A 15,837-nucleotide genomic window follows, 5' to 3' on the forward strand; every position below is an offset into this window, starting at 1 on the left:
GCTGGGCATACTGTTCCCATGCGTTCAATCTGGAAGGGGTCCGTCGCCTTCGGACTCGTCAATGTCCCGGTGAAGGTGTACAGCGCCACCGAGGACCACGACCTGAAATTCCACCAGGTGCACGCCAAGGACAACGGCCGCATCCAGTACCGGCGGGTGTGCAGTGAGTGCGGTGAGGTGGTCGAGTACCGCGATATCGCCAAGGCCTACGAGTCCGAAGACGGCCAGACAGTGGTGATCACCGACGAGGACATCGCCACCCTGCCCGAGGAACGCAGCCACGAGATCAACGTCCTGGAGTTCGTCCCGGCCAGTGACATCGACCCGTTGATGTACGACAAAAGCTACTTTCTGGAGCCGGACGGGAAATCCTCGAAATCCTATGTGCTGCTTGCCAAAGCGCTCAGTGAAACCGACCGGGTGGCGATCGTCCACTTTGCGCTGCGCAATAAGACGAGGCTCGCTGCGCTGCGGGTCAAGGACTTCTCCAAACGCAACGTGATGATTGTGCACACCCTGCTGTGGCCGGATGAGATCCGCGATCCCGACTTCCCGTCGCTGGACGCCGATGTCGAGGTCCGCGCACCCGAGTTGAAGATGGCCGGCCAGGTGGTCGAGTCGATGGCCGACGACTTCCACCCTGAGCAGTACACCGACACCTACCAGGAGCAACTGCAGGAACTGGTGGAAGCCAAACTGGCAGGCGGTCAGGCCTTCACCACAGCGGAGGCGCCGGCCAAACTCGACGACTCCGAGGATGTCTCCGATCTGCTGGCCAAACTGGAAGCCAGTGTCCGGCGTCGCCGCGAGGAATCCGCCGCCCGCAGCCAGACCGGGTCTGACACCGGGTCTGATTCCGGGTCTGACTCAGGGCCCGGGGCAGGGCCCGATCCGGCACCGAAGAAGACGCCGGCCAAGGCCGCCGCCAAAAAAGCACCCGCCAAGGCGGCGGCGAAGGCGACTGTCAAAAAGGCACCCGCGAAGGCAACCGTCAAGAAGTAGTCGAAAAGTAGAACGTGTTATAGAAACGTTCGCTGTTTCGGGCGCTGCGCGCCCTGGGACCTTGTTACGGTTGGTGAATCAGCCAGCGACAAGGGAAAAGCGCCCGAAGAGAGGCCCCGTGATCCTCGACAAGTTCCGCCTCGACGGACAAGTAGCCGTAGTCACCGGGGCCGGGCGCGGGTTGGGGGCGGCCATCGCCGTCGCCTTCGCCGAAGTAGGAGCCGACGTCGTCATCGCCTCCCGCACCCTCGCGGACCTGGAAGCGGTCGCCGCCCATGTCGCGGCGACCGGCCGGCGGGCGCATATCGTCGTTGCCGACCTAGCCCAACCGGAGAAGACCGCCGAACTGGCCGCCATCGCGGTGGAGGCGTTCGGCAGGCTCGACATCGTCGTGAACAACGTCGGCGGCAGCATGCCCAATGCGCTGTTGACAACGACGGTCAAAGAGATGCGGGACGCCTTCACCTTCAATGTGCTGACCGCGCACGCCCTCACCGTCGCCGCGGTACCGCTGATGCTCGCGCACTCGGGTGGCGGGAACATCATCAACATCAGCTCGACTATGGGCCGACTGGCCGGCCGGGGTTTCGCCGCTTACAGCACCGCCAAAGCCGCGCTGGCCCATTACACCCGGCTCACCGCGCTGGATCTGTGCCCACGAATCCGCGTCAACGCCATCGCGCCGGGTTCGATCATGACCTCGGCGTTGGAGATCGTCGCGTCCAATGACGCGCTGCGTGAGCCGATGGAGAAGGCCACCCCGCTGCGCCGTCTCGGTGAGCCCGACGATATCGCCGCCGCGGCGGTCTACCTGGCCTCACCCGCGGGCAGCTTCCTGACCGGGAAGATGCTCGAGGTCGACGGCGGACTGATCGTGCCCAACCTGGATCTGCCCATCCCTGACCTGTGACCCGACCCTAAGGAGCCCCCCATGCCCATCCGCGTTGCCCAGATCGGCACCGGGAACGTCGGCGCCCACGCCCTGCGCTCCCTCATCGCCAACCCGGACTATGAACTCACCGCGGTGTGGGTGTCCTCGGAGAGCAAGGCCGGCAAGGACGCCGCCGAACTCGTCGGCCTGGACATCATGACGGGCATCAAAGCCACCACCGACCTGGACGCGGTGCTGGCCACCCAACCGGACTGTGCGGTCTACAACGCAATGGCCGACAACCGACTGGTGGAGGCCCTCGAGGACTACCGCCGCATCCTGGCGGCCGGTGTCAACGTCGTGGGCAGCGGTCCGGTGTTCCTGCAGTGGCCTTGGCAGGTGATCCCCGAGGAGATGATCCGACCGATCGAAGAGGCTGCGCACCAAGGCAAGTCGAGCCTGTTCGTCAACGGAATCGACCCCGGCTTCGCCAACGATCTCGTCCCACTGGCCCTGATGGGGACCTGTCAGAGCATCGAGCAGGTGCGCTGCATGGAGATCGTCAACTACGCCACCTACGACAGTGCGACGGTGATGTTCGACGTGATGGGCTTCGGCAAGCCGATGGACGAGATCCCGATGCTGCTGCAACCCGGCGTGCTGAGCATCGGGTGGGGTTCGGTGGTGCGGCAACTGGCCGCCGGACTCGGCGTCGAACTCGACGGGCTCGAGGAGATGTACATCCGCGAACCCGCGCCGGAGGCCTTCGACATCTCATCCGGCCATATCGCCGAAGGCACTGCCGCGGCATTGCGGTTCGAGGTCATCGGCATGGTCAAGGGCGCCCCGGTCGTGGTGCTCGAGCACATCACCCGGTTGCGCGACGACCTGTGCCCCGACTGGCCCCAGCCCGCCCAGCCGGGCGGTAACTACCGCATCGAGATCACCGGCGAGCCGTGCTACGCGTTGGACCTGTGCCTGTCCAGCCCCAACGGCGACCACAACCACGCCGGGGTGCTGGCCACCGCGACGCGCATCGTCAACGCGATTCCCGCAGTGGTGGCAGCCGAACCGGGAATCCGTACCACCTTGGATCTTCCGCTGATCACCGGCAAAGGCTTGTACGCTGGGACCTTGTACGCTGGGGCGTAAGGGGTTTCACCGCCGGCCCCGGCTACGGAGGACGTCATGGGGCGCACGCTGCTGATGATCCTGGCCATCCTGCTACCCGCTACGCTCCTGGCCGGCCCCGCCGTGGCCGCACCCACTTGCTTTGACAGCGCACCGTTCACCCGGGTGTGCGCCAACCCCGGGCACACCGCGATCACCACCACACCCAATCCCAATATGATTCCCAACTCCGGCTGGGGATACGGCTGGGGCACACCGGTGATCGGGATCGGCGGGGGCGGCATCTGGATCGGGTTCTGACCCCTGACCGAGACCCAGACGCCGACCAAACCCGGCTGGACGCTGCTCGGACCGGCGTTCGTGGCTGCAATCGCCTACGTGGATCCGGGCAACATCGCCGCCAACGTCAGCGCGGGATCCCAGTTCGGCTTCCTGCTTGTCTGGGTGATCGTCGTCGCCAACCTCATGGCCGGACTGGTGCAGTACCTGAGCGCGAAACTGGGTCTGGTGACCGGCCGGACCCTGCCTGAGTCGGTCCGGGACCGCACCGGCACGCCCAGCCGGATCGCTTACTGGGTGCAGGCCGAACTGGTGGCCATCGCCACCGATGTCGCCGAGATCATCGGTGGGGCGTTAGCCCTGCATCTGCTGTTCGATCTGCCACTGGTGGTCGGCGGGGTGATCACCGGACTGGTTTCGCTGGGACTGCTGGCCATCGGCGACCTGCGCGGACAGCGGGTGTTCGAACGCGTCATCACCGGCTTGCTGCTGATCATCACCATCGGTTTTCTCGCCAGCCTGGTGGTCAATCCCCCCCCGGCTGCCGCGGTGGCCGACGGGTTGATCCCCCGGTTCGACGGCGTCGACAGCGTGCTCCTGGCGACCGCCATGCTGGGGGCAACCGTGATGCCGCACGCGGTGTACCTGCACTCCGGCTTGGCCCGAGACCGTCACGGTCATCCGCCCCCAGGAGCGCAACGTGCCCGACTACTGCGGGCGACGCGCTGGGACGTCGGCACCGCGATGCTGGTGGCCGGCACGGTGAACCTCGCCCTGCTGCTGGTGGCAGCGACCAACCTGCGCGGCCAGGAGGGAACCGACACCATCGAAGGCGCGCACAGCGCGGTCGCCGACACCCTCGGCCCCGGGGTCGCACTGTTCTTTGCGGTGGGTCTGCTGGCCTCCGGTCTGGCCTCGACGTCGGTGGGCGCATATGCCGGCGCAATGATCATGCAGGGCTTATTGCGCAGGAAGTTCCCGCTCTTGGTCCGTCGACTGGTCACTTTGCTGCCGGCTCTGCTGGTCCTGGCCAGCGGAGTCGACCCGACGAGGGCGCTGGTGCTCTCCCAGGTGGTGCTGTCCTTCGGGATCCCGTTCGCCCTGATCCCGCTCGTCCGATTGACCGGCAACCCGGCTGTGATGGGAGCCGATGTCAACCGGACGCTGACGTCGGCGCTGGCGTGGTTAGTCGCCGCCCTGATCACCCTGCTCAACGTCGCGCTGATCTATCTGACCATCAGCTAACCCGACGGCCGGGCGCCGAGCATGATCCGACGACGCGGGATCCGATTTCCCGGAAATCGACCGACACGCTCATTCGAGCTTTAACCTCTACAGGACACAGGCCCGCCCGTGACCTGGCCGCTAGACGTTGAGGAGGAACCGTTCCATGAGCGCAGCACAATTCGTAGGCCGCGTTGGCGGAATCGCCACGGCACTGGGAGTCGGCATCGCGATCCTGAGCGCGCCGGCGGTTGCAGGGGCCGAGACCGAGGGCGCGGATTCTCCGTCCCGGGTTTCTGCGAGCGCGTCGCGCGCGGACTCCGCACCTCCATCACGAAGCGCGCTCAGAGCGGCCGCTTCCGCGAGGTCCGAGTCATCGGCGCCGACCCGGGGCCGAGTGACGCGCGAGGTCACCGAGTCGGTCCCGGAGGCGCCGCCAGCACCCCCGGAGGCACTGGCAACCCCGGCCGTCTCCGCGGTGCCCGCACCGGCCGCAGCCACGCTGACCCTGCCGGCCCCGTCGGCCGCGCTTCCGGCGCCTTCTGCGACCGTTGCGTCCCCGTCGGCCGCTGCCCCGGTCGCACAAGCCGCCCTTCCGACATACTCGCCGGTGCCGCCGAGTCCGACGGCCACCACCGTCACCCCGTACGGCGTGCTGGGCGACTGGATGATCAACAAAGACGGCAAGGTCGCCGACTGGGTGGGCCAGCCTTACTGCGGCGAGGGCTCGACCAAAAAGAACTGCACAGCGGAAACCCCGGGTGCCAAGACCATGCAGGAGCCGATCAACACGGTGTTCCAGGTCAAGGCCCGGTCCCTGTACGAGGCGCAACTGCAGCTGAACTGGTCGCTGGTGGTGTCGGGCTTCGGGCCCTCGCCCTTCAGCAGCATCGGCTACTCGGGCATCGTCGGTGACAAGCAGTTCAAGCAGGCGCCCAAGGGCGGGCCGTTGGGACTGGGCTTCCTCCTGCCCCTGCCGGGCGAACTGTTCCAGAACGGTCTGCTCGGGTCGCTCGCCGGCATCGGCCCGGCCTACCGCGACAACCTGTTCCTGCTGACCAACTCGCACCTGCGCACCTTCGGCGGCCAGTCGGATGGCAAGGGTAACTTCATCTTCACCGCATCGGTGAGCGAGGAGGCATTCGATGCCTCCACCGGCCTGCCGAGCCACTCCTTCGAGTCGTACAACCAGGCCCGCCAGAAGCTGGTGACCAACATGACGAAGGCGTCGTGGATCTCGTTCGCGTCCAACCAAGGCCTGATCGAGATGGACAACGCCATCAACCCGGCCGATCCGACGTACACCACGGGCGACCACGACGGCAAGGCGCAGGTCATCGCGATCGGCTCGCTGTTGGGCACGGCGCCGGTCCGGACCTGGTTCTAAACGCACCGCGAAACTGACCCCCCAGGCCTACCCGGCCCGGGGGGTCAGTTTGTGTTAGCGCCGCGGTGGCCCCAGTCCCCCGGCGGAGAGACCTGGATCACATACCGCCCACCCATCCGCCGTCGGCGCCGCTCCGAATGAGAGGTGTGGAAACCAACGGGACCGCCCAGACGATCTCCGGGGTGACGTTCAGGCCGGCACCTGAGTTGACCCCCGCGGTGTACCCCATCCGCGTCACGCACCTGCACCGCGCACCGGTGCAGCACTTCGGCGAGCACCGCAGCTACAGCTGGTACGTCGACGTCGATAACCTGCCGACGGTGCCCTGGTGGTTGCGGCCCTTCGCTCAGTTCGAGGCGGCCGACCACCTCGACGGCGCCCCGGAACACACTCTGCGGCAACGCGTTGACTCCTTCCTCGCCCGGCACGGGGTGTTCATGCCCGGCGGCCGGGTTACCGCGCTGCTGATGCCGCGCGTCTTGGGCCGGGCATTCAACCCGCTGAGCCTGTTCTGGTGCCAGGACGCCGCCGGGATCACGCGGTGCGTGATCGCCGAAGTCCAGAACGTCGACGGCGAGCGACGGGCCTTCCTGCTGCCGGCTGCCGAGGACGGCCCGGCGGCGGTGACCGATGAACTTCGCGGAGCGCCGTTCGCCGGCGCGGACGGCTATTTCCTGGTTCGGGTTCCCCGTCCCGGCGAGGGGCTGGACCTGACCGTCTCGTTGCACCGCAATAACCACGCCGCCCTGGTGGCCACCTGGCGCGGTTCGCGCTACCGCGCCAGCGCGGGCCGGGTGCTGCTGTTGCAATTGACGAACCCCTTGGCGCCCCAGATGGCCCGGCTGGGCCTGCGGTTCCAGGCCATGATGCTGCGATGGCGCGGAATGCCGGTGGCGCCGCGGCCAGTCGCCAGCGGGAGCGTCGCTCGCAAAACCCTTGCCCCCCGGGGGAGTGGATGGCCGGCAAAGACCCATTCGTGGGCCACATCGTGACCAATTTGCTCGACTATCCGGCTACGCTTCGAAGCGATGGGACCGATTACAACGGGCGTACGACGGTGACCACGCCGGATTTGGACGCTCTGCTGCGCCGGGTTGCGCACCGCGATTCGGCCGCCTTCGCCGATTTGTACGATGCCACTCGATCCCGCGTCTACGGCATGGTCTGCCGGGTTCTGCGGGATCGCGGCTACAGCGAGGAGACCACCCAAGACGTCTACCTCCAGGTCTGGCGAACCGCTGAGAGCTACGACCCGGCCTCCGGCAGCGCGTTGGCCTGGTTGCTGACTTTGGCGCACCGCCGGGCGGTGGACCGGGTGCGCGCCGAACAGGCCGCATCCCAGCGCGATTCGCGTTACGGCGCGGCCACCGTGGAGAGGGACACCGACAACGTCACCGACGCGGTGATCTCCGGCGAAGAGCGTCGCCGGGTGACCGCCTGTCTGGAGGGGCTTACCGACACCCAACGCGAGTGCATTGAACTGGCCTACTACCAGGGAATGACCTACGTGCAGGTTTCAGAGCGGCTGTCGGCGAACCTGGCCACGGTCAAGTCGCGGATGCGTGATGGGCTGCGCGGCCTGCGCAACTGCCTGGGTGTGCGGTGAGGGTACGACGATGACCCCAACACGCGACGACCGCGGCGGCGACCTGCTCGACCTGGCAGTCCCCTACGCACTGCATGCGGTCTCGAACTCCGAACGCGACGAGATCGAAGGCAGACTTGCCAGCGTCGGACTGCAGGTCGCAGATGCCTTCTACGACGAAGTCCGGGCTGTTCGCGAAACGATGGCGGTGGTGTCGGCGTCCAACGCCGAGGAGCCGCCCGCGGATCTGCGCAACCGTCTGCTGTCCTCGATCACCGACGACAACGTCCGCACCCTGCCCCGCCGAGATCCGTCGGGGCGCCGTTGGCGGACCGCCCTGCTCTCGGCTGCGGCGGCTGTCGCGGTGGGCCTGACCGCGGTCGGCGTCGGACTGTCGCTGCGACCGCCCGCACCGGCGCCGCAGTCCACCGCCCAGCAGGTGTTCTCCGCCACCGACGTCAACACCGTCTCTGGCGCCATACCCGCCGGAGGCACCGCCACGGTGGTGTTCTCCCGGGACCGCAACGCCGGCGTGCTGGTCATGAACGACGTACCCCCACCAGCACCGGGAACGGTCTACCAGATGTGGTTGGTAAGCCCGGCCGGCGCCTCATCGGCGGGCACAATGGACGCCAAAGCCGTCGCACCGTCGACCACGGCGGTGCTGGAAAACCTTGGCAATTCAACGAAATTGGCGTTCACGGTCGAGCCGGGCGCTGGTTCGACCAAGCCTACCGGCCAGCTGATTGCGGAGTTGCCGCTCACCTGACCGTGTGCTCACCTCGATCGCGGCGACCATCCGTCGGTAGCGCGGGGAGGTCGCCCGCCGGGTCGTCCAACCCCCGAGTCGCTTCGCTCCTGCCCGCCGGGTCCAACCCGAGTCGCTTCGCTCCTGCCCGCCGGGTCCAACCCCCGAGTCGCTTCGCTCCTGCCCGCCGAGTCCACCTAACATGACGCGATGGACCGGCAATTCCGATTCGGGATCGGGATGCGCTCACTCGGATCGGCGAAACGGCTCCGCGACAGGGTTCGCCAGTTCGCCGACTTGGGCTACGACGTCGTGCATTTCCCCGATCACCTCGGGGCACCTGCCCCGTTCCCAGCGATGGTGGCGGCCGCTGAGGCCGCACCGGGTATCCGGGTCGGCACCTACGTCCTCAACGCGGCGTTCTACCGACCCGCTTTGCTCGCCCGCGACATCGTCGATACCGACCTGCTCTGTGAGGGCCGCCTGGAGGTCGGGCTCGGCACCGGGTACGTCCGCGAGGAATTCAAGGCCGCTGGGATCCCTTACCCGAGCGCCGGCGAGCGGGTCGCACATCTGAGCCGCACGGTGGACTATCTGCAGCGGGCCACACCGAATGTCCCGCTGTTGATTGCCGGCAACGGTGATCGAATGTTGACGCTGGCCGCGCAACGCGCTGACATCATCGGGTTCAGCGCGGGGCCAGCCGGCTCGCAGGATGTCAACCCCCTCGCCGAGCGAGTCGCCTTCGTGCGCACGGCCGCCGGGGACCGTTTCGGTGACGTGGAGTTGAACCTGGCGATCACCGCGGTACCCACCGACCGCTCCGGGGTGCCAGACCTCGCGCTCACCCGAGCCTACGCCCCGGGTCGCTCCGATGAGGAGTTGATGGCGATGCCGAGCGTACTCAGTGGGTCGCCACAGCACATCGCCGACACGTTAGTCGCCCACCATGAGGTCTATGGAATGAGTTATTTCACGGTGCAGGACTATCATGGCAAGTACTTCGCACAGGTCATCGATGCACTGCGCTGAGATCCTAGTCCCAGGAGATGGGTATGGGACATGAGGAGACGAAAGGCCAGTGACGACAACGCGATACAAACGCGTTACAACAGTGAAAAGGTGGTGACGACAGTGCACCTGAATATCTCAACTACCGCGCACAAGCGAGGACGAGTGGCGTCCTGGCTTCGCAAGGACTACCCCCGCAGTGCTCCTGATCGCGGCCACAGCTATCTGATCGCGCTCTGCGGAGTCGATTACGCGCCCCGCTGAGTTTCCGCCAACGACAGCGGCACGGAACCCGGAGCCCCGGGGGCGGTAAGCTGCCATGCGGTCCGCCCTCGTAGCTCAGGGGATAGAGCACGGCTCTCCTAAAGCCGGTGTCGCATGTTCGAATCATGCCGGGGGCACTCAATGCCGATGAGCGGTCGAGACTGCGTCAGTCGCCGGGTCAGAACCCATTAGGCCGACAGACGGCATGCTGCGGAATCAGGGCTGCGGAAGGCCCCGGCCCTCAGCAGCGGCCCACCGACGAAGCTCCTCGACTCGGGCGCGATTGAAGTGTTGGTGAATCCTGTCTATCTGCGGATCCTCCGGTTTGCCGCTGGCAGTGAGTGATTCCGGCCATGCTCGGTACAACAGTCCGGGTGTGCGCAGGAAATGTCCCCCGGACACGGCCTCTAGCGCCAGCAGAAGACCCCAGTCTTCGCTGGACCAAACTCCCGGCCACCCACCTAGCATGACAACGAGATCCGTCCGGGCCATGATTGCTGCGGGGTGCAGCGGCGCGCTCTGAAGTCCCAGCGCTGCCCGTTCTTCGATCACATTTACCCACCACGGATTGGGCTCAGAGTCGGTGCGACTAGTGGGTGGAGGCGGGTAACCCGGATGCCGCTCCCACGCCAGAACGGTCTCCATAACCACTCCCTCACTGAGCGGACCCTCGTTCGGTTCCATGCCGAGAGGGTTGGGAACCGTCGTGCCGTCGGGGCGGAGGTCCAGCGTCTTACTGACGACCCAACCCGTCTCCGGGAACTGGATGAATACGTCCAGCTCCCGCGCCAGTGTGCCCTGAGGCAGTACGTCGTCCGCATCGAGCGGCTTGATCAGGCTGCCCGAAGCCCGGCCCAAAGCCATGTTTCGTGACATGGCCGGTCCAATGGACCTGGTATTCCTGGCTACACGGATGCGGTAGTCATTTTCGGGTAGGTCGGATTCGAGCGCACCCTCGCCGTCAATCTGCACGAGCAGTTCCCAATCCCACCCGATGGGCAGACTCTGACTTTCAAGGCTTCGCCAGGCGTCTCTCAACCAGGCTGAGGACCCCGGAAGAACGCACGTGATCACCGAAAGTAAGGGCATCAGCAGCAGCCTTCGACGATCAGCGAGTCCACCCGCCCGGGAAACGGATAGCCGGCGACACGGTCCAACGGCGGCGACGCCACACCCCCCACGACCGCGGCGCTACCTGCTGTGAAATGCGGGCGCAGTGTGACGGTCAAAGGCACGGTTAATCTCCTGGGGGCGTGAACAGGTCTTTCCCGACGGTAATGCATGCCACCTGGGTGCTGCCCAGACGCCTTTTCCGGCCGGATCTCGGTTAACCGGGATCGATGCGCTCGACGGCCGTCATTGACCACTCTGTTAGTTGTAGTAACTTGGGAGCGGTGACGGCCAATGTGTGGATTCTCGGCGGCTACCAGAGCGACTTCGCGCGCAACCTCACCCGAGAGGGCGCCGACTTCGCCAACCTGACCCGGGAGATCGTCGACCGCACACTTGCCGAAGCCATGATCGATGCCGCCGATATCGACGTGGTGCACGTGGGAAACGCCTTCGGGGAGATGTTCGCCCAGCAAGGCCATCTCGGAGCGATGCCGGCCACCGTGCACGAAGGCCTGTGGGACACCCCGGCCACCCGCCACGATGCCGCCTGCGCATCCGGAAGTGTTGCGGCACTGGCGGCGATGGCCGACCTGCGGGCCGGCAACTACCGCACCGCCCTGGTCCTCGGACTGGAATTGGAGAAGACGGTGCCCGGCGACCTCGCCGCCCAGCATCTCGGTGCGGCGGCCTGGACCGGGCATGAGGGTCAGGACGCAAAGTACCTGTGGCCGTTCATGTTCAACCAGGTGGCCGACGAGTACGATCGCCGCTACGGCATCGACGACGCCCATCTGCGTGCCATCGCCGCGGTGAACCTCGCCAACGCCCGGCGCAACCCGAATGCCCAGACCCGCGACTGGCGGGTGCCCGACCTGGCGGCGGATGGCGGCGACGACAAGATCAATCCGCGCATCGAGGGTCGCATTCGCCGGTTCGACTGCAGCCAGATGACCGACGGCGGCGCCGGGGTGGTCCTAGTGGGAGACGAGTTCCTGGCCGAGCATCCCGGTGTGCGCCCGATCGGACGGGTCGAGGGCTGGGGGCACCGCACCGTGGGGTTGGGCCTGCGCCAGAAACTCGATCGCGACGCCGCAAACCCCTATGTGATGCCCCATGTCCGGGCCGCCGTGCAGGAGGCCTTCGGCCGGGCCGCGGTGAGTCTAGACGGCATCGACGGTTTCGAGGTACACGACTGCTTTACGCCCAGTGAGTATTTGGCGATCGACCATATCGGGCTGACCGGTCCGGGTGAGTCGTGGAAGGCGATAGAGAACGGCGACATCGAGATCGGCGGCCGGTTGCCGATCAATCCCAGCGGCGGCCTGATCGGCGGCGGACACCCGGTCGGGGCCACCGGCATCCGGATGATGCTCGACGCCGCCAAGCAGGTGAGCGGCCTGGCCGGGGACTACCAGATCGACGGGGCGCGCCGTTTCGGAACCCTGAATATCGGCGGAAGTACTGCCACCACAGTCAGTTTCGTCATCGGATCCGGAGAAGCCGCATGAATGGACCCCGAAATGGACGTTGACGTCGTCGGCAAGTTCCTGTCCACGCTGCCCGAGGATGATGACCACCCCTACCGCACCGGCCCGTGGCGCCCACAGACCACCGAATGGCGCGCCGACGACCTGACTGCGGTCGAAGGCGAAATCCCCGCCGACCTCGACGGCCTCTACCTTCGCAACACCGAGAACCCCCTGCACCCGGCGCTGAAGTTCTACCACCCCTTCGACGGCGACGGAATGCTGCACATCGTCGGCTTCCGCGACGGAAAAGCGTTCTACCGCAACCGCTTCATCCGCACCGAAGGCTTCGATGCCGAGCAGCAAGCCGGCGAGTCGCTGTGGCCGGGACTGGCCGAGCCGATCCCGCTGGCCAAGACCGACCACGGCTGGGGTGCCCGCACCATGCTCAAGGACTCCTCCAGCACCGACGTCGTGGTCCACCGAGGCACCGCCCTGACGAGTTTCTACCAGTGCGGAGACCTCTACCGGGTCGACCCCTACACCGGCGAAACACGAGGCAAGGAAACCTGGAACGGATCATTCCCACACCCCTGGGGCGTCTCAGCACACCCGAAGGTCGACGAACGCACCGGGGAGATGCTGTTCTTCAACTACAGCAAGCAGGCGCCGTACCTGCACTACGGCGTGGTGGACGCCAACAACGACCTGGTGCACTACGTCGACATTCCACTGCCCGGCCCGCGCCTGCCGCACGATATGGCCTTCACCCGAAACTACGCCATTCTCAACGACTTTCCGCTGTTCTGGCAACCGGAACTGCTGGAGCGCAATCTGCACATCCCGCACTTCTACTCCGACATGCCGTCGCGGTTCGCGGTGATCCCGCGCCGAGGTCAGGCCGGTTCCCCGGGTCGCTCCGCTCCTGCCCTCGGGGCAGACATCAAGTGGTTCGAGGCCGACCCGACTTTCGTCCTGCATTTCACCAACGCCTACGAGGACGGCGACGAGATCGTGCTCGACGGCTTCTATCAGGGCGACCCCAATCCGCTCGACGACGGCGCCGGAGACAAGTGGCAACGCGCCTTCCGGTTCCTGGCACTGGACCGCATGCAGGCCCGCCTGCACCGCTGGCGGTTCAACCTCACCACCGGTACGACCACCGAGCAGCCGTTGAGCGACACCATCTCCGAGTTCGGCATGATCAACGCCGGCCACGCTGGAGACCCGTATCGCTACGCTTACGCGGCTACCGGTAAGCCGGGCTGGTTCCTGTTCGACGGACTGGTGCGCCACGACGTGCAGACCGGTACCGAGCAGCGGATCAGCTTCGGCGATGGCGTCTACGGCAGCGAAACCGCGATGGCTCCGCGGGTGGGCAGCCGCGCCGAGGACGACGGCTATCTGGTGACCCTGACCACCGACATGAACGACGACGCCTCCTACTGCCTGGTGTTCGACGCAGCCCGCCTCGAGGACGGCCCGGTGTGCAAACTCCAAATCCCGGAACGAATCTCCAGCGGTACGCACTCGACGTGGGTGGCGGGCTCGGAGCTTCGCCGCTGGCGGGAGACCGACACCGCGGCGGCCGCCGTCGGGCTCTAGTGATCACCGCCGACGTTCCGACAGCGCTGTCCCCCGGCGACACCAACGCGATCGGCCGGATGCTGGGTGTGCTTGGCGACGAATGGAGCCTGCTGATCGTTCAGCAGTCCGTCATGGGCGCCACCCGATACGGACATTTCGTTTCCCGGCTGCCGATTTCGCACGCCGTGCTGACCAACCGGCTACGAAGCCTGGTAGATCAGGGACTGCTGACCCAGGCCGACGGCGGCTACCTGCCCACCGCCCGGAGCCGATCCCTGTGGCCGCTGCTGCTGCTGATCTGGGAGTGGGAACGCCGTTGGGTTCCCGAGCACGCCGACCGACTGCCCGACATGCGCCACCATCGGTGCGGACGGTCATTCTCCCCGGTGCTGCGCTGCACGTACTGCCGGCATTCGGTGGGGCCGGACAGCATCGCCCTGGCCCTCGGCCCCAGCGGAAGCTGGGAGCGGTCGGCACCAGCGTCGGCAACCCGGCGGCGCTCGGAGTCGCAGAGCACCGACCGGCAGGCGGGCCTGTTCAGCGAGACCATGTCGGTGCTCGGAAACCGTTGGGCCGCAGCGCTACTGGTGGCGGCGTCCCTCGGTGGAACCCGATTCACCGACCTGCAATGTCAACTCGGCGCGCCACCAAGTCTGTTGACCCAGCGGCTGCACACCTTCTGCGAGATCGGAGTGCTGCGCCGAGACCTGCACACCAGCGCGGGCGAACGGGGATGCTATCTGCTGACCGACAAAGGTCGGGCGTTCTTCCCCATCCTGGTAACCGCCGTGCAGTGGGCTCAACGATGGTTTTGCGCTCCCGAGGGACCGGCCATCGTTATGCGCCACCGCGACTGCGGTCAATTCTTCACCGGCGAACTGGCCTGCGATCAGTGCGACGACCGACTGACCGGCGCCGGGGTGGGCGTCACTTCGGCGGCAGAATCTGAAATCCGTTGAGGATCGTCTCGGAGTCGGCGACGTAGGTCTTGTCGTCGGCCTTGACGGTCTGCACCGTCACCGTCGCCACGTAGTTGGCGTCATCGCCACGGTAAACAGTGCCGAGCGAGGCGGCCTTGCGGGCCGGTACCGACGGCAGCTTGCTGCCGAGTTTGATCTCCGGGGTGGTGTAGGTGGAGGACAACGCAGGCGCACCGCACACCTTCCTCGGGGTGGACGCAACATCGGTCAGGTTGAGCTTCTTGGTCAGCTGATCTGTCTGCGCCTGCAGAATCTGCTCCGGCTTCCCCAGGTCGGTGGGCGCCTTCTGCAGGGTCACCACGGCGTTGGGGACGAATCCGTCGGCGGCCAGTTTCGGGCTGCGGATCGCGAACCGGATCTGCTCGGAGTCCATCTGGGTGCTGCGCTCCCAGCCTTCCGGCACCGGGATGCGCAGTTTGGGCTCCTGGTCGGTCCGGCTCGGAATGTCGGTCAGCGGCGCGGACACCGTCTGGCACTTCTCGGCGCTGGGCTTGTTGCCGGAACATCCGGCGGCCGACATCACCAGCGCGACCGCCACCCCGGCTGCCGCTGCCGCCCGGGCAGGGCCGGTCACTGTACGCATGAATTTCCCTTCGTGCGGCTCCGCAGGCAACCGGCCTAGCTTACCGGCGCGGCGTGGGCGAAGTCTGACGCATGGCCGGCCTGGCTTACCGGCGCGGCGTGGGCGAAGTCTGACGCATGGCCGGTTGGGGCGGGGTCAGGCGTTGAGCCGGCAGGACACCAGCGCCCAGATCGAGCAGGCCAGCGTCGCGGCCGCGCAGACCGCGCCGACGTAGAAGCCGTAGCCGACGGAAACCGGCGGCACGGCATAGGAGTGGAAGTACCACCACGTCAACACCGCCACCAAAGTTGAGACCACCACCGCCGCCGCAGCAGCCACCACTGCCCGGGACAGGCCGCGGGCCACGATCGCCCCGAGCACGATCAGCACCGAGGACAGCAGCACGATCAGCTGGCCGGCACCGAACCGCGGCGGCAACGGCATGCTGCCGAGGGTGCCGCCGATCGCACTGGCCCGGCCACCGCCGTCCCCGCTCAGCCACGGCAACCAGGCGCTGATCGACAGCCCGGCGGCGAACAAGGCCACCAGCCAGCCGGGCCGCACGTGTGCCACCGTACGACCCTAACGCCAGCGCCGCCTTCGTGGCTCAATCGCCACCCGGGAGCG

At 66.6% G+C, this 15,837-nt stretch carries 16 protein-coding genes, 1 tRNA gene and 1 pseudogene; 14 read left to right on the forward strand and 4 right to left on the reverse strand.

What is annotated here, in order from left to right:
- Window positions 1-18: 18 nt before the first annotated feature.
- The 11 genes and pseudogenes from ku to ADBZ5N_RS03220 all read left to right on the forward strand — a co-directional run.
- Window positions 19-819: pseudogene (gene ku / locus ADBZ5N_RS03170) on the forward strand (non-homologous end joining protein Ku); the annotation flags it as partial.
- Between the two features lie 301 nt (window positions 820-1,120).
- Entirely contained in the window at window positions 1,121-1,912 is a 792-nt protein-coding gene (locus tag ADBZ5N_RS03175; RefSeq protein ID WP_526256038.1) for an SDR family oxidoreductase, read from the forward strand.
- Between the two features lie 21 nt (window positions 1,913-1,933).
- The gene (locus ADBZ5N_RS03180; protein WP_526256039.1) at window positions 1,934-3,025 is read left to right on the forward strand and encodes an NAD(P)H-dependent amine dehydrogenase family protein; all 1,092 of its coding nucleotides are present in this window, start codon (window positions 1,934-1,936) and stop codon (window positions 3,023-3,025) included.
- Window positions 3,026-3,061: 36 nt separating this feature from the next.
- Entirely contained in the window at window positions 3,062-3,304 is a 243-nt protein-coding gene (locus ADBZ5N_RS03185) for a hypothetical protein (protein WP_526256040.1), read from the forward strand.
- 3 nt (window positions 3,305-3,307) lie between these two features.
- Entirely contained in the window at window positions 3,308-4,528 is a 1,221-nt protein-coding gene (locus ADBZ5N_RS03190) for an Nramp family divalent metal transporter (RefSeq protein WP_526256067.1), read from the forward strand.
- Between the two features lie 631 nt (window positions 4,529-5,159).
- Window positions 5,160-5,894 (forward strand): hypothetical protein, encoded by a 735-nt coding sequence (locus ADBZ5N_RS03195; RefSeq protein ID WP_526256041.1) that lies wholly within the window; start codon window positions 5,160-5,162, stop codon window positions 5,892-5,894.
- Window positions 5,895-6,040: 146 nt separating this feature from the next.
- The gene (locus tag ADBZ5N_RS03200) at window positions 6,041-6,886 is read left to right on the forward strand and encodes a DUF1365 family protein (RefSeq protein WP_526256042.1); all 846 of its coding nucleotides are present in this window, start codon (window positions 6,041-6,043) and stop codon (window positions 6,884-6,886) included.
- A 65-nt stretch (window positions 6,887-6,951) separates the two neighbouring features.
- Window positions 6,952-7,500 (forward strand): RNA polymerase sigma factor, encoded by a 549-nt coding sequence (locus ADBZ5N_RS03205; RefSeq protein ID WP_526256043.1) that lies wholly within the window; start codon window positions 6,952-6,954, stop codon window positions 7,498-7,500.
- A 10-nt stretch (window positions 7,501-7,510) separates the two neighbouring features.
- A complete protein-coding gene (locus ADBZ5N_RS03210) occupies window positions 7,511-8,248 on the forward strand; it encodes an anti-sigma factor (RefSeq protein ID WP_526256044.1) in 738 nt (245 codons plus the stop codon).
- Between the two features lie 189 nt (window positions 8,249-8,437).
- Window positions 8,438-9,259 (forward strand): TIGR03621 family F420-dependent LLM class oxidoreductase, encoded by an 822-nt coding sequence (locus ADBZ5N_RS03215; RefSeq protein WP_526256045.1) that lies wholly within the window; start codon window positions 8,438-8,440, stop codon window positions 9,257-9,259.
- A gap of 307 nt (window positions 9,260-9,566) precedes the next feature.
- Window positions 9,567-9,639 (forward strand) — tRNA-Arg (locus ADBZ5N_RS03220).
- 79 nt (window positions 9,640-9,718) lie between these two features.
- On the opposite strand, the gene ADBZ5N_RS03225 is transcribed toward ADBZ5N_RS03220, so the two are convergent.
- Both ADBZ5N_RS03225 and ADBZ5N_RS03230 read right to left on the reverse strand, forming a co-directional pair.
- Complete coding sequence (locus tag ADBZ5N_RS03225) at window positions 9,719-10,591, reverse strand: glycosyltransferase family 2 protein (protein ID WP_526256046.1); 873 nt, start codon at window positions 10,589-10,591, stop codon at window positions 9,719-9,721.
- The gene (locus ADBZ5N_RS03230) at window positions 10,591-10,737 is read right to left on the reverse strand and encodes a hypothetical protein (RefSeq protein WP_526256047.1); all 147 of its coding nucleotides are present in this window, start codon (window positions 10,735-10,737) and stop codon (window positions 10,591-10,593) included. Before ADBZ5N_RS03230 ends, ADBZ5N_RS03225 begins: the two co-directional genes overlap by 1 nt.
- A gap of 159 nt (window positions 10,738-10,896) precedes the next feature.
- On the opposite strand from ADBZ5N_RS03230, the gene ADBZ5N_RS03235 reads away from it, so the two are divergent.
- From ADBZ5N_RS03235 to ADBZ5N_RS03245, 3 genes are read left to right on the forward strand one after another with little or no spacing between them, the layout of a single operon-like run.
- Window positions 10,897-12,123, forward strand: a complete 1,227-nt coding sequence (locus ADBZ5N_RS03235; RefSeq protein WP_526256048.1) for an acetyl-CoA acetyltransferase — start codon at window positions 10,897-10,899, stop codon at window positions 12,121-12,123.
- A gap of 12 nt (window positions 12,124-12,135) precedes the next feature.
- Window positions 12,136-13,686: a carotenoid oxygenase family protein gene (locus ADBZ5N_RS03240; protein WP_526256068.1), complete on the forward strand. Its 1,551-nt coding sequence runs from the start codon at window positions 12,136-12,138 to the stop codon at window positions 13,684-13,686.
- Between the two features lie 59 nt (window positions 13,687-13,745).
- A complete protein-coding gene (locus ADBZ5N_RS03245) occupies window positions 13,746-14,627 on the forward strand; it encodes a winged helix-turn-helix transcriptional regulator (protein WP_526256069.1) in 882 nt (293 codons plus the stop codon).
- On the opposite strand, the gene ADBZ5N_RS03250 is transcribed toward ADBZ5N_RS03245, so the two are convergent.
- Both ADBZ5N_RS03250 and ADBZ5N_RS03255 read right to left on the reverse strand, forming a co-directional pair.
- Entirely contained in the window at window positions 14,596-15,231 is a 636-nt protein-coding gene (locus ADBZ5N_RS03250) for an LpqN/LpqT family lipoprotein (RefSeq protein WP_526256049.1), read from the reverse strand. The genes ADBZ5N_RS03245 and ADBZ5N_RS03250 overlap by 32 nt on opposite strands.
- Window positions 15,232-15,366: 135 nt before the next feature.
- The gene (locus tag ADBZ5N_RS03255; RefSeq protein ID WP_526256050.1) at window positions 15,367-15,783 is read right to left on the reverse strand and encodes a hypothetical protein; all 417 of its coding nucleotides are present in this window, start codon (window positions 15,781-15,783) and stop codon (window positions 15,367-15,369) included.
- Between the last annotated feature and the right edge of the window lie 54 nt (window positions 15,784-15,837).

The sequence above is a fragment of the Mycobacterium sp. genome, from assembly GCF_044370595.1.
GTDB lineage: Bacteria > Actinomycetota > Actinomycetes > Mycobacteriales > Mycobacteriaceae > Mycobacterium.